This window comes from Pseudactinotalea sp. Z1748 (genome assembly GCF_049725185.1).
Taxonomy (GTDB): Bacteria; Actinomycetota; Actinomycetes; order Actinomycetales; family Beutenbergiaceae; genus CALKWS01.
In genome coordinates, this window is record NZ_JBMPQB010000001.1 from 1 (window position 1) to 18,755 (window position 18,755).

Annotated in this window: 15 protein-coding genes; 5 read left to right on the plus strand and 10 right to left on the minus strand. The window is 69.9% G+C overall.

Annotation, left to right across the window (positions count from 1 at the left end; translation table 11 throughout):
- Positions 1-1,060, minus strand: a 1,060-nt coding sequence (gene tdh / locus ACO0LU_RS00005; RefSeq protein WP_424789386.1) for an L-threonine 3-dehydrogenase, incomplete at its 3' end; no start/stop codon positions are given.
- Between the two features lie 239 nt (positions 1,061-1,299).
- Between tdh and ACO0LU_RS00010 the strand changes: the two genes are divergently transcribed.
- Positions 1,300-2,739 carry an amidase gene (locus ACO0LU_RS00010; protein WP_424789387.1) on the plus strand — a complete coding sequence of 480 codons (1,440 nt, stop codon included), beginning with the start codon at positions 1,300-1,302 and terminating at the stop codon, positions 2,737-2,739.
- A 115-nt stretch (positions 2,740-2,854) separates the two neighbouring features.
- On the opposite strand, the gene ACO0LU_RS00015 is transcribed toward ACO0LU_RS00010, so the two are convergent.
- From ACO0LU_RS00015 to ACO0LU_RS00035, 5 genes are all read right to left on the minus strand, one after another.
- Entirely contained in the window at positions 2,855-4,189 is a 1,335-nt protein-coding gene (locus ACO0LU_RS00015) for a DUF222 domain-containing protein (RefSeq protein ID WP_424789388.1), read from the minus strand.
- A gap of 182 nt (positions 4,190-4,371) precedes the next feature.
- A complete protein-coding gene (locus tag ACO0LU_RS00020; RefSeq protein ID WP_424789389.1) occupies positions 4,372-5,043 on the minus strand; it encodes an LppM family (lipo)protein in 672 nt (223 codons plus the stop codon).
- 30 nt (positions 5,044-5,073) lie between these two features.
- Complete coding sequence (locus ACO0LU_RS00025; protein WP_424789390.1) at positions 5,074-7,572, minus strand: phosphoketolase family protein; 2,499 nt, start codon at positions 7,570-7,572, stop codon at positions 5,074-5,076.
- 145 nt (positions 7,573-7,717) lie between these two features.
- Positions 7,718-8,095 (minus strand): sensory rhodopsin transducer, encoded by a 378-nt coding sequence (locus ACO0LU_RS00030; protein ID WP_424789391.1) that lies wholly within the window; start codon positions 8,093-8,095, stop codon positions 7,718-7,720.
- Positions 8,092-9,417: a D-arabinono-1,4-lactone oxidase gene (locus ACO0LU_RS00035; protein ID WP_424789392.1), complete on the minus strand. Its 1,326-nt coding sequence runs from the start codon at positions 9,415-9,417 to the stop codon at positions 8,092-8,094. Before ACO0LU_RS00035 ends, ACO0LU_RS00030 begins: the two co-directional genes overlap by 4 nt.
- 149 nt (positions 9,418-9,566) lie before the next feature.
- On the opposite strand from ACO0LU_RS00035, the gene clpB reads away from it, so the two are divergent.
- Positions 9,567-12,164: an ATP-dependent chaperone ClpB gene (clpB, locus tag ACO0LU_RS00040; RefSeq protein WP_424789393.1), complete on the plus strand. Its 2,598-nt coding sequence runs from the start codon at positions 9,567-9,569 to the stop codon at positions 12,162-12,164.
- Between the two features lie 24 nt (positions 12,165-12,188).
- On the opposite strand, the gene ACO0LU_RS00045 is transcribed toward clpB, so the two are convergent.
- On the minus strand, positions 12,189-12,740 hold the full coding sequence (locus ACO0LU_RS00045) for a septum formation family protein (protein ID WP_424789394.1): 552 nt from the start codon (positions 12,738-12,740) through the stop codon (positions 12,189-12,191).
- Between the two features lie 135 nt (positions 12,741-12,875).
- Here ACO0LU_RS00045 and ACO0LU_RS00050 point away from each other — a divergent pair, with 135 nt between their 5' ends.
- A complete protein-coding gene (locus ACO0LU_RS00050) occupies positions 12,876-13,838 on the plus strand; it encodes a J domain-containing protein (RefSeq protein WP_424789395.1) in 963 nt (320 codons plus the stop codon).
- Positions 13,839-13,848: 10 nt separating this feature from the next.
- On the opposite strand, the gene ACO0LU_RS00055 is transcribed toward ACO0LU_RS00050, so the two are convergent.
- Positions 13,849-14,682: a hypothetical protein gene (locus ACO0LU_RS00055; RefSeq protein WP_424789396.1), complete on the minus strand. Its 834-nt coding sequence runs from the start codon at positions 14,680-14,682 to the stop codon at positions 13,849-13,851.
- A 101-nt stretch (positions 14,683-14,783) separates the two neighbouring features.
- Positions 14,784-15,569, minus strand: coding sequence for an exodeoxyribonuclease III (locus ACO0LU_RS00060; protein ID WP_424789397.1), 786 nt, complete (start codon positions 15,567-15,569; stop codon positions 14,784-14,786).
- Positions 15,570-15,608: 39 nt separating this feature from the next.
- Here ACO0LU_RS00060 and pyrE point away from each other — a divergent pair, with 39 nt between their 5' ends.
- Together pyrE and ACO0LU_RS00070 are read left to right on the plus strand one after the other, a co-directional pair.
- A complete protein-coding gene (pyrE, locus tag ACO0LU_RS00065; protein ID WP_424789398.1) occupies positions 15,609-16,178 on the plus strand; it encodes an orotate phosphoribosyltransferase in 570 nt (189 codons plus the stop codon).
- Between the two features lie 89 nt (positions 16,179-16,267).
- A complete protein-coding gene (locus ACO0LU_RS00070) occupies positions 16,268-17,215 on the plus strand; it encodes a LemA family protein (RefSeq protein WP_424789399.1) in 948 nt (315 codons plus the stop codon).
- A gap of 88 nt (positions 17,216-17,303) precedes the next feature.
- On the opposite strand, the gene ACO0LU_RS00075 is transcribed toward ACO0LU_RS00070, so the two are convergent.
- Entirely contained in the window at positions 17,304-18,047 is a 744-nt protein-coding gene (locus ACO0LU_RS00075) for an HAD-IIA family hydrolase (protein ID WP_424790167.1), read from the minus strand.
- Positions 18,048-18,755: the final 708 nt, after the last annotated feature.

Sequence of the window (18,755 nt, forward strand, 5' to 3'; positions counted from 1 at the left end):
AGGAGAGGGTGGACCAGTCCAGGACGACTTTGCCGCTGGTGCCGTTGGCGGCGATCTCGAAGCCGCGCTCCCACTGGGTGGCGGGTAGGACGTCGGTGATCACCGAGGAGATGGTGTGGTGCAGCCAGGTGGACGAACTCAGCATCGCGGCCATCGCGTTCCAGGTCTCGAACATCTCCCGCCCGTAGATCCCCTGCAACGTGAGCATGTGCGTCACCACCACCGACCAGTCGATATCGATGGAGGCAGTAGGCAGCCCCAGCAGCGCGATACGACCCCCGTGGTTCATATCCCGGATCATCTCCGGCAGCGCATCGGGGTGCCCGGACATCTCCAGGCCCACATCGAACCCCTCCTTCAACCCCAACTCCCCGAAAGCCCACTCGATGCTGGTCTTGGACACATCCACACTCAGGTCCACCCCCATCCGCTCGGCCAGAGCCAACCGGGGCGCGGACACATCGGTGATCGCGATGTACCGGGCACCCACATGACGCACCACCGCCGCGGCCATCAACCCGATCGGCCCGGCGCCGGTGATCAGCACATCCTCACCCACCACCGAGAACTTCAACGCGGTATGCACCGCATTACCGAACGGGTCAAAGATCGCACCCAGTTCGGCAGTGATGGGCTGCTGCCCCTCCCGGAAGGTGTGCACCCACACATTCTCCGCCGGAATCACCACGAACTCAGCGAAAGCCCCGTCGCGCTGCACCCCCACCGAGATGGTGCGGATACACAACTGGCGTTGCCCGGCGCGACAGTTGCGGCAGGTCCCGCACACGATATGACCCTCACCAGAGACCCTGTCCCCGACCTTGACGTCCTGCACCAGATCCCCCACGGCCACCACCTCGCCATAGAACTCATGCCCGGGAATATAGGGAGCAGTCACCATCGAGGCCGCCCAGGAGTCCCAATTACGGATATGCAGATCCGTCCCGCAAATCCCCGTAGTCAACACCCGGATCTTCACCTCCGCCCGACCAGGCTCAGGCTCAGGACGTTCGACAAGTTCCAGACCAGCACGCGGGCCGGGCTTATAAAGGGCACGCAACGGGGAGGGCCTCTCGGTATCGGGCGATTCGGTATCGGGCGATGGTGGTTCACGGCTGGATGGTGCGGGCTTGCGGCCATCGATGGTGGCGCCGTACAGGGTACCTGGAAGCCTGGCTCCGGGGTCGTGGTGGGGTCTGGCGGACCGGTGGCGCAGGGGTAGGTATCGGTCAGCATGGACGTCCGCGCTGGTTGACCCGGTGAGCCGGGTGCAGACCTCCCCGAGAGTAGGCTCGCGGTATGTCTGACCTGGATGATCTCACTGCCGTGGAACTGGCCGCCACCATCGCCAAGGGCGAACTCGGTGCGGTCGAGGTAACCCAGCACGCGCTGGACCGTGCAGCAGAACTCAATGACCGGATCGGCGCGTTCATCACCCTCACCCCCGAACTGGCCCTGGAACAAGCCAGGGCGGTCCAGCGCGCCATCGACGCGGCCGACGACGCGGCTGACCTGCCGCCGCTGGCCGGCGTGCCGCTGCCGATCAAGGACCTGAACCAGGTCGCCGGGGTCCCGATGACCGCCGGTAGCGCGGCGCTGCAGGGCTATGTGCCCGAGGTCGACGACGGCGTGGTCACCCTGCTGCGCCGGGCCGGGACCACCATGATCGGCAAGACCAATACCCCCGAGTTCGGGTTCCCCTGTTACACCGAGCCCGATGTCGCCCCGCCGGCCCGCAATCCATGGGACCTCTCCCGGACCGCGGGCGGCTCATCCGGTGGCGCGGCGGCCGCGGTGGCAGCAGGGATCACCCCGATCGCCCACGGCTCAGACGGAGGCGGTTCGATCCGCATCCCCGCCGGGGCTTGTGGCTTGGTGGGCTTGAAGCCCGCACGCGGGCGCATCAGCCCCGGCCCGCACGGCCTGGATGGCCCCGGCCTGTCCACCAACGGCGTCCTCACCCGCACCGTTGCCGACACCGCGATTGCGCTGGACGTCCTGGCGCACGCCTGGCCCGGCGATACCTACAGCGCCCCGCCCGTCGCGACCCGTTTCGTCGAGGCCGCCGCACGCTCCGCCGCGCCGCTCCGGATCGGGGTGCTCACCGAACCGATCATCGCCGATGTGGGGATCCATCCCCAGGCCCTGGCCGCCGTGGACAAGGCGGCGCGCCTGCTCACCGGCATGGGCCACCACCTCGATACCGCGGCGGTTCCCTTCAACGCCGAGGAGTGGGCCCCGTTCCGTCCGATGTGGGCCGTCCTGGCCACGTCCATCCCGCTGCCGCCCGGGGGTGAGAGCGCCCTGCGCCCGCTCACCCGGTGGCTGCGCGAGGCCGGCAAGGATGTCACCGGGCCGACTTACGCCGAAGCCGTGCTCGGCGGGCAGCGCCTCACCCGCCAGGCCGCACGCCGGTGGGCCGACTTCGATGTGATCCTCACCCCGTCGCTGGCTACCCCACCACCGGCGATCGGCGCGATCCGCAACGATGAGGACCCGGCCGCGGACTTCCAGGCCCAGATGGAGTTCACTCCGTGGACCTCCAGCCTGAACATCATCGGCAAGGCCGCGATCTCCCTCCCGCTGCACCACGCCGAACCCGACGACGGCGAGCCGGCATTGCCCTTCGGCGTCACCCTGGCCTCGGTGGCACCCGGGGGTGAGGACGTGCTGCTGTCCCTGGCCGCAGACCTGGAGCGCGCCGCCCCCTGGGCGCACCGCCGCGCCGTACTCCACTGACGCTGCCCGGTTTGCGCCGCTCTTGGGACGCCTTGTCGTTGCGGTGTGGAGTGTCATTGATGTCTGGCGCAAGGATGCGGGCCCGGCGGTGGTGGCCGGGTGTGGGGCGGGACATTCAGGTATGCCAGGTGGCCCCGGTTGGGGTGATGGTGGCGGTTAGGCCGTTGCTGTGGACGTGGGTGTGGTGTCGTTGGCACAGCAGGGCTCCGTTGTCCAGGTTGGTGTGTCCGCCGTCGGCCCAGAACTGGACGTGATGGGCTTGGCACCACTGGGCAGGGATGGTGCAGCCTGGGAACGAGCACCCCTTGTCGCGATGCCACAGGGCTCGCTGTTGTGCGCGGGTGAACAGGCGCTCATCACGTCCCTGATCCAGGATCTCTCCCTCCGAACCCAGCACTGCGGGGATGATCGAGGCATCACAGGCCATGCGCCGGATGGTTTCTGGGGAGAGCACCTGACCGGTCATCGTGATACCGGCGCCGTTGGTCTGGGACCGTAGGTCGCTCAGGGCGATGGTGATGAACACCTGGGCTTTGGTGGTCTGGGAGGTTCCCTCGGGGGCGGAGACGCCCCGTTGGATGATGGTCATTAGGGCCTCGGCCCGGCGGCGGGGTGCGCTGCGCGGATCGGGCGTGCCGTCCTCGGCCGGCTGCGGCTTGGACAGCGCTGAGAGGGTGGCGTCGATGATGGCCGCCCCTTCGGGGTCGAGGAAGATCCGGTACTCGGTCATCCCGCCGGCTGCGGGCAGGGTGTAGAGGGCTCGCCGGATCCGCTGCCCGTTCTCCTCGGCTTCCAAGTCCTTGGCTGGTTTGATGGTTCGCCGTGCTCGGCGCAGCAGGAGCGACAGTTGCCGTTCGGTCCAGCCGCATCGGCGTACCGGTGGCCCGCCAGGTCCTTCGGCGCCGTTCCCGTGGTCGCCCTGGTCGTCCTCCTCGTTCTTCGGGTCGGGAGGTTGGACCTGGTCGGTCGCGCCTTCGTTGATCGTCTTCATCGTGGTGGCGAGGGCCTCGGTGTCGCAGATCGGTTCCACCTCGTCGTGGAACTGAATGATCGCTGAGGCCTTCGAGGTGCTGATCAGCCCGGCATCGAACCCGGAAAGGGTGTTCTCCACACCGGGTGCGGGATTGTTGATCGTTGCGGCGATGCGCGCGGTGTGGATCGCTTGCCCCCGCGGTGGCGCCGGGGCGTACTGGCTTCCCACCTTGACCAGGTAGTCCACCGCCGTCATTGCCTGGCCTGCCGGTAATCCGCGGGCGATCGCTTCGGCTGCGGCGTGGGCCTCGAGCCGGGCCACCTCGTGGCGGATCCGACCCGCCTGCGCCAGCGCCTGGCCCAGGTCTGACTCACCCACCCGCCACCACCCACCGGCGGCCATCTCGCCAACGACCGAGGCGACCTGAGCCAACACGGCCGGTGCCTGGATCATCGGTGGGTCCTGGGTGATGGACATGAGTCGAACCTACAACCCACCTCCGACAAACGTTCGAACCACTTTAGCGCTGTGGATAGCGGTTCATATCGGGCGCCGCTGTGGACGCCCGGCCTGGGGATAACTGTGCAGTTGAACGCTCGGGTGAGAGGCCGGGAGGTCGCCGACGCCCGCCCGGGCCGACCACCTACGGCGAGTCAGTGCTACTCGCCCGCTGCCTGCCGCCGTCGTCGGCTGATGACGAGCCAGAGGCCGGTCCCCACCAGCAGCAGCCCGAACAGCAGCACCGGAACCGGAACCGGTAGGGAGAAGCCGCTGCCTGCGGTGGTGGCGAAGAGGGTGTCATCACCGGGCTCCAGGTCCCAGGAGACGGTGCGGCCCACCAGGGTACCGTCGTGGTCGGTGACAGCCTCCGGGAAGGTCACCGACAAGTCGATCATCCACGGCGTGGCGACCTGCTCGTCCCCCTCGGCCCCGTCCGGTGCGGTGAGGTCGAGGTCACCGAACCGCCCGGCCACGACGTGTCCGTCCTCCTCGGCGGCGACGATCAATGCGCCGGAGGTGGACTCCTCGATCCGCTCGATCGGCACGTCCGTCAGCGTCAACGTGGCCCCGATGTACTCGCCGTCCTCGAACGGCTCCGCGGCGATGCCGGCATCCGGGGCCGCGGCGATCTCCTCGTCCAGGATGCGCTGCAGCGCGTAGGGATCCTGACCATTGGCCTCGGCCCAGGCCTGGCTGACGGCGACCACCACGTCGCCGGACAGGGTGTCATCGGTGCTGATGGTCACCCCGCCGTCCAGGCGCACGCAGCCGGTGAGCACCACGAGCGCGATCAGGACTGCGCCCACCGGGCGCCAGATCCGCGACATCATCCTCCGAGTGTGCCATCGTGCGGCGAAGGCTCAGCCGTGGTCCGCGCCGGTATCGGTCGCAGCCGCTTGGGCGTTCGAGCCGGAGACGGTGCCCGAGTCGGCCGCGTCCGGCCACACCCAGTCGGCCACCTCGGGGATGTCCACACCGTGGTCGCGGGTGTACTGCCGGGCCGTCAGGCGGGCATCGCTCATCTCCTGGCGCAATCCCGCGTACCGGCTGCCCAACTGCGGCACCCGGTCGATCACGTCCATCACCAGGTGGTAGCGGTCCAAGTCGTTCAGCATCACCATGTCGAACGGCGTGGTGGTGGTGCCCTCCTCCTTGTACCCGCGCACGTGCAGGTTCGGGTGGTTCGTGCGCCGGTAGGTCAGCCGATGGATCAGCCACGGGTAGCCGTGGTAGGCGAAGAGGATCGGCTTGTCCTTGGTGAACACCGTGTCGAAGTCGCGATCGGACATCCCGTGCGAGTGCTCCCGGTCATCCTGCAGGCGCATCAGGTCCACCACGTTCACCACCCGCACCTTCAGGTCCGGCAGGTACTCGCGCAGCAGGCCGGCGGCAGCCAGGGTCTCGATGGTGGGAATGTCCCCGGCGCAGGCCAGCACCACGTCCGGGTCCTCCCCTTCCACCTCGGAGCCGGCCCAGTCCCACACGCCCACGCCGCGGGCGCAGTGGGCGATCGCGGCCTCCATGTCCAGCCACTGCGGGCCGGGCTGCTTGCCGGCCACCACCACGTTGACGAAGTCCCGGGTGCCCAGGATCTGGTCGTAGACGCTCAGCAACGTATTCGCGTCCGGTGGCAGGTACACCCGTACCACCTCAGCCTTCTTGTTCATCACATGGTCGATGAAGCCGGGGTCCTGGTGGGAGAAGCCGTTGTGGTCCTGGCGCCACACGTGCGAGGACAACAGGTAGTTCAGCGACGGTATCGGTGCCCGCCACGGGATCTCCTGGGTGACCTTGAGCCACTTGGCGTGTTGGTTGAACATCGAGTCGACGATGTGGATGAAGGCTTCGTAGGAGTTCAGCATCCCGTGCCGTCCACTCAGCAGGTAGCCCTCCAGCCATCCCTGGCACATGTGCTCCGACAGCATCTCCACCACCCGGCCGCTGGGTGCCAGATCATCGTCGGCATCGATGTCGCGGTACTCGGCGTTCCACTGCTTCGCGGTGACGTCGTAGACCCCCGATAACCGGTTCGAGGCCGTCTCGTCCGGGCCGAAGATGCGGAAGTTGTCCGGGTTGGCCCGGATCACCTCGGTCAGCCACCTTCCCAGCACCTTGGTGGGCTCATCGATGCGTGCGCCCGGGGCGGGAACGTCGACGGCGAAGTCGCGGTGATCGGGCAGGCGCAGGTCGCGCAGCAGGAGCCCGCCGTTGGCATGGGGGTTGCCGCTCATCCGTCGTCGCCCCTGCGGGCAGAGGCCGGTGATGTCCGACGACGGAGCACCGTCGTCGTTGAACAGGTCACCCGGGCGATACGAACGCAGCCATTGCTCGAGCAGACGCAGGTGCTCGTCGTCGTCGCGGGCCTTCGCCAGGGGCACCTGGTGGGAACGCCAGGACCCCTCGACCACGTCGCCGTCGACCGTGACCGGTCCGGTCCATCCCTTGGGCGTGCGCAGGATGATCATCGGCCACGCGGGCCGGGCCTCATCACCGTTGGCGGCGCGGGCCTTGATGTCGGCGATCTCATCGAGCACGGCGTCGAGGAGTTCGGCGTAGCGGCGGTGCGTGTCGGCGACCGGTTCGTCATCGAACCCGGCGGTGAACAGGTGCGGGTTGTGTCCGTATCCGCGCATCAGCTCCAACAGTTCGGTCTCCCCGATGCGGTCCAGCACGGTCGGGTTGGCGATCTTGAAACCGTTGAGGTGCAGGATCGGCAGCACCACCCCGTCGGTGCGCGGGTTGAGGAACTTGTTGCCATGCCAACTGGTGGCCAGTGGTCCGGTCTCGGCCTCACCGTCGCCGACGACGGTGACCACCAGCAGATCGGGGTTGTCGAATGCGGCGCCGTAGGCATGGGAGAGCGAATAGCCCAACTCGCCGCCCTCGTTGATCGACCCGGGAACATCGGCAGCGACGTGACTGGGCACCCCGCCGGGGAAGGAGAACTGCTTGAACAACCGGCGCATGCCCTCGGTGTCCTGGGTGACGTCGGAGTAGGCCTCGGTCCAGGTGCCCTCCAGGTAGGAGGCGGACACCAGAGCAGGCCCGCCGTGACCGGGACCGGTGACGTAGATGGCGTCCAGGTCCCGTTCGATGATGGCACGGTTCATGTGTGCGTAGGTGAACGTCAGGCCCGGGGTGGTGCCCCAGTGGCCGAGCAGCCGCGGCTTGATGTGCTCGGGCTGCAACGGCTCGTCCAGGAGCGGGTTGGCCATCAGGTAGATCTGTCCGACCGACAGGTAGTTCGCGGCCCGCCACCACCGGTGCAGGGTGTTCAGACCGTCCTCATTCACCTCCGTGGTGCTGCGGGGCCAGGCCGGAGCGGCAGGAGGTCGCGAGGTCTCGGCAGTGGTACCCATCTGCCCAGCGTGCACCGTGGCGCGCGGACGCGCCAGGGGGCGGCAGTGCCCGGGGCCCTTGCAGCACCTTGCGACGCCAGGGGGCGGACGCGCCAGGGTGCGGAGGAACGCCGGGGTGGGGGATTCCGGGAGCGGTCGCTGGGCCCTAGCCGGTTCCGTACCCCTGCATCGCCGACACCGTCAGGCCGTCACGACGGGTGTCGGTGCGCACCACCTGGGCGACCACCGGATGCTCGGTGCGCACGATCAACCCGTAGGGGACCCCCAGCGGAACCGGCACCGGGTCGAACAGGTCGTTGATCCGCACATGCCGCACCCGCCGCGCGCCGACCGCCAGGGTGAACGGCCCCGATGGGTCCTCATCGTCCCGCAGCACCTCGATCTCGGCGGTGACGTCCTGCGGCCCGGGGTTGAGCAGGCACAGCTCCTCACGGCTGGTGAACTCCGGTTCCGTCCCGGTGCCGGTGGCCGGGATGCATCCGGACGGGAAGACCCAGATGCGATGCCCCGGCTGCTCGGTCATGACTGGTCCCCGTTCGCGCCGTCCTGGTCCTGCTCCAGCAACGAACGCAGGTAGTCGTTCATCAGCACCCCCTCCGGGTCGTGCCGGTGTCGGATCTGCTGGAAGTGCTGCCACTGCGGGTACATCGGTGCCAGGTGGGCGCCCGTGCGGGAGTGCTTCTTACCCCAGTGCGGGCGACCGCCGTAATCCAGCAGCAACGGTTCCATGTCCGCGAAGTAGGGGTCCTCGGGCAACTCGGCGTTGTGCAGCAGGGCGATGCTCATCGAGTCGTGCCCGGTGGCATTGGACAGCATCAGGTCATCGGCCGCGATGGTGCGTACCAGGACCCGCCAGGCCACGTGCTGACGGTGGTGGGACTTGATGCGTTCCCGCACCGCCTGGAACACGTCCATGCCGACCTCCAACGGGAACAGATACTCCATCTCATCGAAGCGCAACGGGGGAACGGTCGGGATGATCTCGTGGCTGGGGCCGGTCTGTTCGGCCACCACGTGCGCGTTTGCCGGCATCACGGAGGCGGTGTGCTCGGGCAGGTTCAGCGTGCGCACCTTGACCTCGTCCCTGCGGGGGTACCAGTAGATGTCGGCATTGCGGTTGGTCAGGGACAACTCCAGGAAGTGGTCGATGGCCCACTCCGCACCCGCGCTCCACTCCAGGCGGCGCAGGTCGTACTCGGGGGTGACGCGGATGGTCACCGCCGTCATCACCCCGATCGTGCCCAGCGACACCCCGAGCGCCCGCAGTAGCGCATCCTCGGTGCGACCCGCGCCGGCGCCGGCCCTGGCGATGTCGTCGTCACCGCCTACCGGGCGGCTGCCCGGCGGTGGCGCGGTGGCCGGGGACGCGTCGTCGTCGGTCCCGAAGTCGAGCACCTCTCCGGTCCCGGTGACCATCCGCCCCCCGGCCAGGAGGGTGGACAGGTTGCCGAACTGGAGCCCGGTGCCGTGGGTACCGGTGCCGATCGCTCCCGCCAGGGTCTGGTAGGACACGTCGCCGAAGTTCTCCATCGCTAGGCCGGCCTGCGCCAGTTCCGCACCCGCCTGGTCCAGGGTGGTGCCCGCGCCGAGCCGGGCCAGGCCGGCCTCGGTGTCGTGATCGATGAGTCCGGATAGCCCATCCAGCGACACCAGGACGTCATCGGAGGCGATCAGCGGTGTGGAGGAGTGCCCGCTCCCGCGGGGCCGGACGGTGTGACCGTGTTCGCGGGCCCGGCCGATGATGCGGGCGAGTGCACCCTCGTCCGCGGGTTCGAGATGCCGGCCGGGGGTGAACTGGACGGAGCCGGACCAGGTGCGGTACTCCTGCGCTGCGGCCTCATCCATGATTTTCACGTTAGGTGCCCGCACCTGCCGGCGCCACTCGCGCCGGCGGCCCCAGGACGATGCCCGCTGGCCATCTTGAGTGGAATAGACTCAACTTCACTGGAGTTGTCTCTGATGGACCCTGACACTGCTCGCGGAGGAAGCGAACGTTGGACACACAACTCACCACCAAGTCCCAGGAGGCGCTGTCGGCAGCCGTCCGCAACGCCTCGGCCGCCGGTCACGCCCAGGTTGAGCCGGCCCATGTGCTGGCCGCCCTGCTCGCCCAGGAGGACGGGATCGCCGTCGCGCTGCTGAACGCCCTGGGGGTCGCCCCGGCCATGGTCGCCGGGCGCATCGAAGGTGTCCTCACGGGCATGCCCGCCGCCTCGGGAACCTCGGTCAACCAGCCCCAGGTGTCTCGCGGCCTGGCCACGGTGATGAAGACCGCCGGTGAGGAGGCCAAGGCGCTGGGGGATGAGTTCGTCTCCACCGAGCACCTGCTCATGGCCCTGGCGGCCGACTCCGGCAACACCGGTGAGGTGTTGCGTTCCATGGGTGCCAACCGCGACGCGCTGGCGGCCACGCTACCGAACGTGCGGGGTTCGGCACGGGTCACCACAGCGGACCCCGAGGGCACCTTCCAGGCCCTGGAGAAGTACGGCACCGACCTGACCGCCGCCGCTCAGGAGGGACGCATCGACCCGATCATCGGGCGCGACACCGAGATCCGCCGGGTGGTGCAGGTGCTCAGCCGGCGCACGAAGAACAACCCCGTCCTCATCGGGGAGGCCGGCGTCGGGAAGACTGCCGTGGTGGAGGGCCTGGCCCAGCGGATGGTCGACGGCGACGTGCCCGCCTCCCTGCAGGGCAAGCGCCTGATCTCCCTGGACCTGGGAGCGATGGTGGCCGGGGCGAAGTACCGCGGGGAGTTCGAGGAGCGCCTCAAGGCGGTGCTCGATGAGATCAAGGACTCCGACGGCGAGATCATCACCTTCATCGACGAACTGCACACCGTGGTCGGTGCCGGCGCCACCGGTGGAGACTCCACCCTGGACGCGGGCAACATGCTCAAGCCGATGCTCGCCCGCGGTGAGTTGCGCATGGTGGGGGCCACCACGCTGGATGAGTACCGCGAGTCCATCGAGAAGGACGCCGCCCTGGAGCGCCGGTTCCAGCAGGTGTTCGTCGATGAGCCCTCGGTGCCGGACACGGTGGCGATCCTGCGCGGCATCGCGCCGAAGTACGAAGCCCACCACAAGGTGGAGATCGCCGACGGTGCTCTGGTGGCTGCGGCGTCGCTCTCGCACCGGTACATCACCGGACGGCAGTTGCCGGACAAGGCCATCGACCTGGTCGATGAGGCCGCCTCCCAACTCCGGATGGAACTGGACTCCTCCCCGATGGAGATCGACGAACTCCAGCGGGCCGTGACCCGCCTGGAGATGGAGGAGTCCTACCTCTCCGACGCCGACAACGACGAGGCCTCCGCCGAGCGACTCGCGCAGTTGCGCGCCGATCTGGCCGACCGCCGGGAGGAACTGGTGGCACTGACCACCCGGTGGGAGGCGGAGAAGGCCGGCCGCAACCGGGCCGGTGATCTGCGCGAGCGGCTGGATACGCTGCGCACCGAGGCGGCCCGCGCCGAGCGCGAGGGAGACCTGGAGACCGCCTCCCGGCTGCGCTACGGAGAGATCCCGGGCGTAGAACGCGAGATCGCCGAGGCCGAGGCCGAGGAGGCCGGCACCACCGAGCAGGCCCCGATGATCGCCGAGCGGGTGGGTCCCCAGGAGATCGCCGAGGTGGTCGCGGCCTGGACCGGGATCCCCACCGGCAAACTGCTGGAGGGGGAGACCGAGAAGCTGTTGCACATGGAGGAGGTCATCGGCCAGCGTCTGGTGGGCCAGCGCGACGCCGTCGGAGCCGTCTCCGATGCGGTGCGCCGTTCCCGCGCCGGGGTGGCCGACCCCGACCGGCCCACCGGTTCGTTCCTGTTCCTCGGACCCACCGGTGTGGGTAAGACCGAACTGGCCAAGTCCTTGGCGGACTTCCTCTTCGACGACGAGCGCGCCATCGTGCGCATCGACATGAGCGAGTACTCCGAGAAGCACTCCGTGGCCCGCCTGGTCGGTGCCCCGCCCGGGTACGTGGGCTATGAGGAGGGTGGTCAGCTCACCGAGGCGGTGCGGCGCCGGCCCTACTCGGTGGTGCTGCTCGATGAGGTGGAGAAGGCCCATCCCGAGGTCTTCGATATCCTGCTGCAGGTGCTCGACGACGGGCGCCTGACCGACGGTCAGGGCCGCACCGTGGACTTCCGCAACACCATCCTGGTGCTCACCTCCAACCTGGGATCACAGTTCCTGGTGGACCCCTCCCTGGACCCGGCGGCGAAGAAGGACTCGGTGATGACCACCGTGCGGGCCTCGTTCAAACCCGAGTTCCTCAACCGTCTCGATGAGATCGTCGTCTTCGACGCCCTGACCATCGATGAGCTCGGCACCATCGTGGACCTGCAGGTGCGCCAGCTGGCGGACCGTTTGGCCGACCGCCGGCTGCAACTGGAGGTGACCCCCGCGGCGCGGGAGTGGCTGGCCCTGGAGGGCTACGACCCCGCCTACGGGGCCCGGCCGCTGCGCCGGCTCATCCAGCGGGAGATCGGGGACCCCCTGGCGAGGTTGCTGCTGGCCGGGGAGACGGTGGACGGAGATCGCGTCACGGTCGATCGCGCGCAGGAGACGAGCGCGGGCCTGGTACTCACCAGCGACTGACCACGGCGGGCGATCGGTCGGACCTCACATCGCTTCGGTGTGCAATTCCACGTCCCCGGCGGTGAAACTGCCGGTCAGGTGATGGTCCGGCTCCACCGTGAGCAGGCACCGCATCATGCGATCCCCCTCCTCCCAGGAACCGGAGGTGGGGGAGATGGTGTGGGTGCGCAGCGCCGCGGTGTCGACCTCATCGGGGACCACCTGGTAGGAGACCGGCAGGCAATGCTCCTCGGCCTGCCGGGAGTAGGCGTAGCGGCTGTCGAACTGCGCGTCGGTGATCTCCTCGGTGGCCACCACCTCGGCCTGGTGCGGCGCCGCGCACGGGACCTGGCGGAACAGATCGTCGTGCACGTACTCCAACGACTCCAGGCACGCCCCCAGGGCCAACCGCGTCTCGGGCACATCGACCGCGGTATCGGTATCACCGGGGGCGGGTTCGTCCTGCCCGCTGCGGGAGATCATCACGCCGGCGACCGCTGCCAGGGCGAGTACCGCCACGACCGCCGCGACCGCCGCGGCGAACCGCGCTCGCCGTCGTCCCCTGGTGCGCCCGGGGGCGTGCGACGGCGTGCTCATGGTCACGCACCCTATCGGCCGGTGCTGCCACGGCGGCAGCGCGGCGTCATCCCGGCGGCCGTGGACGACGGGGGCGATGGAATGGGTGCCCACGCGGGTTAAGGTGTGCTGGTCCGTCCCCCGGAGGTTGCTGGCATGTCCGATCGACTCATGGGCAGAAGCGCCTATGAGGTGCTCGGGGTGTCCGCGCAGGCCTCCGATGCCGAACTCAAGCGCGCCTACCGCCGCATGATGCGCCGGTCCCATCCCGATCTGGGCGGAGACCCCGAGGTGTTCGCGGCCGTGCAGTTGGCCTGGGCGCAGGTGAGCAGCCCGCAGTTGCGCGCCGCGCATGACCGACGACGGCGGAGCTCACCCGCTGCCGGGCCGGAACCGGAGCAGCGGGTCTGGGCCGCCGGTACTGCGGGGCGATCCTCGGCCTCGCGTTCGGCACCGGCGCGGGCCCGATCCCACGGGCACCCCGGCGGGTGGTCGCGCCAGCAGTACCTGACGCTCGTGCGCGAGTGGGTCGGGCGCGGCGTGGACCTGACCGACCCCTACGAACCCGCCCTGGTGCGGCGCGCACCCCGGGAGATCCGCCACCTGCTGGCCGATGCCGTCGCCGAGGAGGCCACCGCCAAAGCGCTGGCCGACCTGGGCTCGGCGTTCACCGTCTGGCATGACGTGGCCACGAGCAGAAGCACCCGTGCGGCCGGCGCGGCCGGGCACAGCAAGATCGATCACATCGCGCTGGGGCCCACCGGGTTGTTCGCGATCCAATCCGAGGACTGGGGTGCGCCGGTGCGGCTGGGCACCCGCGACCTGCACAGCGAGGGGCTGGCCGAGCGGGAGCGGCCGATGAAGGACCTGGCCGGCCGGCTCCGGGCAGCGCGCTCCTGGGGGCTGCACTTCACCGCGCTGGTGGTGGTGCTGCCCGATGAGCACCTGGAGGCCGACACCGCGGTGGTGGGGCGCTCGCGGCGGCTGCGGCGGATGGTGGTGCGCAGCAGCGCGATCGCCGCACTGCTGCGCACCGGGGTCCCGGGGGTGCCCGGGCTGGAGGCGGACGTGCTCTTCGACTGGCGCACGCGGCTGCACCGGTCGATCCACTTCGTCTGAGCCAGGACAGTCAGTTCAGCAGGTCGCCCTCGAACGGCCCGTTGGCACCACGGGCCAGACACATCAGCTGGGTGTTGCCCTCCTGCCAACCCTCGCCGCTGGGAATCAGGTACCACGGCATCACCGGGACCTCCTCGGTGGGCAACGCCTCGACCTGGTCGGTGCAGACCTGGTCGGCCTGGGCCTCCAACTCCTCCTGCCCGGGAAAGTCACCGTCCAGGGTGTGGACCGAGATCACCTGGGCGATGTGGGTCTGCGCGCAGGGCACCACCCGCACATCACCCACCGGGCGGGCCGGGGGCAGCGTGAGGATGCAGTTGCCTTCGGCCAGGGTGGCCGAGGCGATCGTGCGCGGGGTGTCGGTGTCACCGGCCTGGGGGGTCTCGGTGAGGCGGTCGAACGTGCCGGTGAGTGCCAAGGTGATCACGGTCAGGATCCACCCGACCGTGAACAGCGCCCCCAGCACGATGGCGCTCATCGCCAGTGCCGGGCTGCGTCGTCGTCCGCCTTTGACGCGGGGGCGGGCCAGCAGGCCCAGCACCAGCCCGGGTAAACCCAGCACCGAGGTGATCAGGCCGAGCACGGCGCGCGGCTCCAACTTCGCCTTGGGCATCTGCGGGAAGGTGAAGTGGCCGTAGTTGCCACTGGACTCCTGCATCGGCGCAGGTGCGGATCGCTGACCGTATGGGCTCCGGCCGGGCGGGGCGGGTTCGGCGGTGGGTGAGCCGGCCGGACCCGTGGGCACCGTGGGCACCGGCGGTGCTCCCGGGGGTGCTTCCCAGCGCTTCTCCCGCCGCTGGGCGCGGGACGGCTTGCCCGGTGGCGGCTGGGTCGGCTCGGTCATGGAGACACCCTAAACGCCGGTCGCGCCCGCTGGTTCATGCGGTGTGCTGTCCGGGCGCGGGCTGTCGCTCAGGTGTGCCGATTCAGGCGCGCCCGCCCCGGTCAGGCATCCACCTCGAGGACCACCGGCACATGGTCCGAGGCGCCCTTGCCCTTGCGTTCATCGCGGTCGATGGCGGCGCCCAGCACCCTCTCGGCCAGGACGGGGGAGGCCAGGGCGAAGTCGATGCGCATACCCTCGTTGCGGGGAAAGCGCAGGCGCTGGTAGTCCCAGTAGGTGTAGGCGCCGGGTGTGTGGGCGCGGCTGACCTCGGCGAACCCGGCCTCCTGCAGGGATGCGAAGGCGTCCCGCTCGGGTGGGGAGACGTGGGTGGCGCCCTCGAAGACGGAGGTGTCCCAGACGTCCTCGTCCAGCGGTGCGACGTTGAAGTCCCCCAGGAGTGCGATCCGCGCCTCGCCATCCTGTTCCAGCCAGGTGGCGGCCTGGTTCCGAAGCGCCGCGAGCCAGTCCAGTTTGTACAGGTAGTGCGGGTCCACCAGGGTGCGCCCGTTGGGCACGTACACGCTCCAAACGCGCACGCCGCCGCAGGTGGCACCGAGCGCCCGGGCCTCGGCGGCCGGGGGGTCGCCCCAGGTGGGCTGCTCGTCGAAGTGGGTCTGCACGTCCGCCAGGCCCACGCGAGAGGCGATCGCGACGCCGTTCCACTGGTTCAGGCCGTGGAAGGCCACCTCGTAGCCGATCGCCTCGAAGTCCATCACCGGGAACTTCGCGTCGGCGACCTTGGTCTCCTGCATCGCCAGCACGTCGGTGCCGGTGCGTTGCAGCCAAGCGGTGACCCGGTCGAGCCGGGACCGGATGGAGTTGACGTTCCAGGTGGCGATCCTCATGCCGATCACCGTAGTGCCAGGGCCGATACCCTGGGCCGCGTGAACAACTCTCCCCTGGACCGGTTGATCGAACTCGTGGCGGACCTGGCGGTGGTGCACGGTGAGGTCACGCTCAGCAGCGGCAAGAAGGCCGACTACTACGTGGACATGCGCAGGGCCACCCTGCATCACGAGGCCGCCCCGCTGATCGGGCACCTGTTGCTGGACCGGCTGGAGGAGGCCGGGATGGGTGTGGCTGAGGTGGACGCCGTGGGCGGTCCCACGATGGGCGCTGACCCGGTGGTTTCGGCCGTGCAGCACGCCGCCGCCAGCCGGGGCCTGTCCCTGGATGCGTTCCTGGTGCGCAAGGAAGCCAAGGGGCACGGAATGCGCAGGCAGGTGGAGGGACCCGATATCGCCGGCCGGCGGGTGGTGATCCTGGAGGACACCTCCACCACCGGGAACTCGCCGTTGTTCGCCGCTCGGGTAGCCCGTGAGCACGGCGCGCAGGTGGTCGGCGTGGCGACCGTGGTGGACCGGGACACCGGCGCTCGCGAGGCGATGGAGCGGGCCGGGCTGCCGTACGTCTGGCTGCTCTCGGCCGATGATCTCGGATTGGGCACCCGTTAGACTCGATCCCGGTTCGCACCCTCGGGTGATGGACCGGAAGGGGTGGGGGAACCGTTTCTCCACTCGGGACACCCAGGAGGTGGGCCACGGTGGAAGTCGTGCTCGTGCTGCTGCTCGTGATCGTCGTCGTTCTGGTGATCTGGGCGATCACGATGTACAACCGGCTGGTGCGCCTGCGGAATCTGGTGCAGGAGGCATGGCGCCAGGTCGACGTCGAACTGCACCGGCGTTATGACCTCATCCCCAACCTGGTGGAGACGGTCAAGGGCTACGCCGTGCACGAGCGATCGGTATTCGAGGAAGTCACCCAGGCTCGCGCGCAGGCCGCCACACCGGGATCCTCCCCGGGCCAGCAGGCCGCGCAGGAGGACATCCTGTCCAACGCCCTGGGCCGCCTGTTCGCGGTGGCGGAGAACTACCCGCAACTGCGTGCCGCAGAGAACTTCCTGCAGTTGCAGAACGAACTGACCAACACCGAGGACCGGATCGCCGCCGGGCGCCGCTTCTACAACGCCAATGTGCGCACGCTGAACACCAAGGTGGAGGTGTTCCCCTCCAACATCATCGCCGGGATGTTCAACTTCGTGCGCGCGGAGTACTTCGAGGCCAACAACCCCGCGGTACGGGCGGTCCCGAACGTCTCGTTCTCCGATTCCCAAGGGAACCTGGGTGGCTACGGCCAGGGCCAGGCGCCCCAGCAGCAGGGTGGCCGGGCCCAGCCCTCCCACGGCGGTCAGCCCGGAGCATTCCCGCCCGGTCAGGGTGGTGGCCGGCCCGGCTACTTCCAGCAAGGTCAGCAAGCGCCGCCCCAGCACCCTGGTCAGCCGGGTCAGCACGGTGGGCACAGCCAGGCGCCCGGGCACGCGCCGGGTCAACCCCCGCAGCCCGGCCAGCCCCCGCAGCCGGGTCAACCCCCGCAGCCGGGCCAGCCCCCGCAGCTGGGCGGCCAGCCCCCGCAGCCCGGCGGACAGCACCCGGACCAGGGCCAGCCCGGTTCGGGCGGCTATCCGGACTCACCGCCCCCAGCCCAGGGCTGACCTGACCTGCACTGCGGGCTGAAGGCGGACCGCGCCGCCGACGACGGTGCCCCGCGAGCCGGCTGACCGGGGGGTATGCGAGGCTGGGTTACCCGAGCCGTTCCAGTAGGGCTGCGATGTCGTCGTGCACCTCGCTGGGCCGGTAGGGGAAGCGTTCGATCTCCTCGGGCCGGGTGGAGCCGGACAGCACCAGGAAGGTGCGCAGACCGGCCTCCATCCCCGCCACGATGTCGGTATCCATCCGGTCCCCGATCATCGCGGTGTGCTCGGAGTGAGCATCGATCCGGTTCAGCGCGGTACGGATCATCACCGGGTTCGGCTTGCCCACGAAGTAGGGCTCGCGCCCGGTGGCCGCGGTGACCATCGCCGCCACCGATCCGGTGGCCGGGATCGGTCCCTGCCCGGAAGGTCCGGTCACATCGGGGTTCGTGGCGATGAACCGGGACCCGGTGCTGACCAGCCGGATCGCCCGCGTGATCGCCTCGAAGGAGTAGGTGCGCGTCTCCCCGAGCACCACGAAGTCCGGGTCGGTGTCGGTGAGGGTGTAGCCCTTCTCGTAGAGCGCCGTGGTCAGCCCGGCCTCCCCGATGGCGTAGGCGCTGCCCTCGGGGATCTGGTCGGCCAGGAACGTGGCGGTGGCCAGCGCCGAGGTCCAGATGTGGGTCTCCTCCACCTCGATGCCGGTGGCACGCAGCCGCGCGGCCAGGTCCCGCGGGGTGAAGATCGAGTTGTTGGTGAGGATCTGGAACGGGATGTCCTTGTCCCGCAGCGCGGCGATGAACTCCGCGGCACCCGGCAGGGCGTGCTCCTCATGGACCAGCACCCCGTCCATGTCGGTCAGCCAGTTCGAAATCCGGTCACCCACCGCGCTCACCTCTTAGATCGGGCCGGCCAGGTCCTCGCTGCGCGCCAAGCGACCGCTTCCGGCTTCCTGGCCCAGCCTAGCCAGCCCGGCCCGGCCCGCGATGTGTACGAGCCCGCCCCGCGCGCCCCCGCGCCCGTCCCGCGCCCGCGCCCGTCCCGCGCCCGCTCGCGCCCCCGCGCCCGTCCCGCGCCCGCGCCCGTCCCGCGCCCGCTCGCGCCCCGCGCCCGTCCCGCGCCCGCGCCCGTCCCGCGCCCGCTCGCGCCCCGCGCCCGTCCCGCGCCCGCGCCCGTCCCGCGCCGCTCGCGCCCGTCCCGCGCCCGTCCCGCGCCCGCGCCGCTCGCGCCCCGCGCCCGTCCCGCGCCCGCGCCGCTCGCGCCCCGCGCCCGTCCCGCGCCCGCGCCCGTCCCGCGCCGCTCGCGCCCCGCGCCCGTCCCGCGCCCGCGCCCGTCCCGCGCCGCTCGCGCCCCGCGCCCGCCCGCCCCGCGCGTCCCCGCGCCCCCGCACCCGCCCGCCCCGCTCGCGCCCCGCGCGTCCCCGCGCCGCAACCATCCAATTGGGCGGTTGTAGCGGCTGAACGAGACCGCCGGTCGCCCTAACCGACCGATTGGATGGTTACGGCGCGTGGGATGGCGGGGGAGGCGACCGGGGCGGGGCGCGGGTTGGGGGCGGGATACT

Excerpts from the sequence above, each read along its gene's own strand:
- ACO0LU_RS00030 (WP_424789391.1), bottom strand. The coding sequence starts at position 8,095 with ATGACCGAGCAGCCGGGGCATCGCATCTGGGTCTTCCCGTCCGGATGC.
- ACO0LU_RS00010 (WP_424789387.1), top strand. The coding sequence starts at position 1,300 with ATGTCTGACCTGGATGATCTCACTGCCGTGGAACTGGCCGCCACCATC.
- ACO0LU_RS00055 (WP_424789396.1), bottom strand. The coding sequence starts at position 14,682 with ATGACCGAGCCGACCCAGCCGCCACCGGGCAAGCCGTCCCGCGCCCAG.
- ACO0LU_RS00050 (WP_424789395.1), top strand. The coding sequence starts at position 12,876 with ATGTCCGATCGACTCATGGGCAGAAGCGCCTATGAGGTGCTCGGGGTG.
- ACO0LU_RS00035 (WP_424789392.1), bottom strand. The coding sequence starts at position 9,417 with ATGGATGAGGCCGCAGCGCAGGAGTACCGCACCTGGTCCGGCTCCGTC.
- ACO0LU_RS00045 (WP_424789394.1), bottom strand. The coding sequence starts at position 12,740 with ATGAGCACGCCGTCGCACGCCCCCGGGCGCACCAGGGGACGACGGCGA.
- ACO0LU_RS00025 (WP_424789390.1), bottom strand. The coding sequence starts at position 7,572 with ATGGGTACCACTGCCGAGACCTCGCGACCTCCTGCCGCTCCGGCCTGG.
- ACO0LU_RS00075 (WP_424790167.1), bottom strand. The coding sequence starts at position 18,047 with ATGGACGGGGTGCTGGTCCATGAGGAGCACGCCCTGCCGGGTGCCGCG.
- ACO0LU_RS00020 (WP_424789389.1), bottom strand. The coding sequence starts at position 5,043 with ATGATGTCGCGGATCTGGCGCCCGGTGGGCGCAGTCCTGATCGCGCTC.
- ACO0LU_RS00060 (WP_424789397.1), bottom strand. The coding sequence starts at position 15,569 with ATGAGGATCGCCACCTGGAACGTCAACTCCATCCGGTCCCGGCTCGAC.
- ACO0LU_RS00015 (WP_424789388.1), bottom strand. The coding sequence starts at position 4,189 with ATGTCCATCACCCAGGACCCACCGATGATCCAGGCACCGGCCGTGTTG.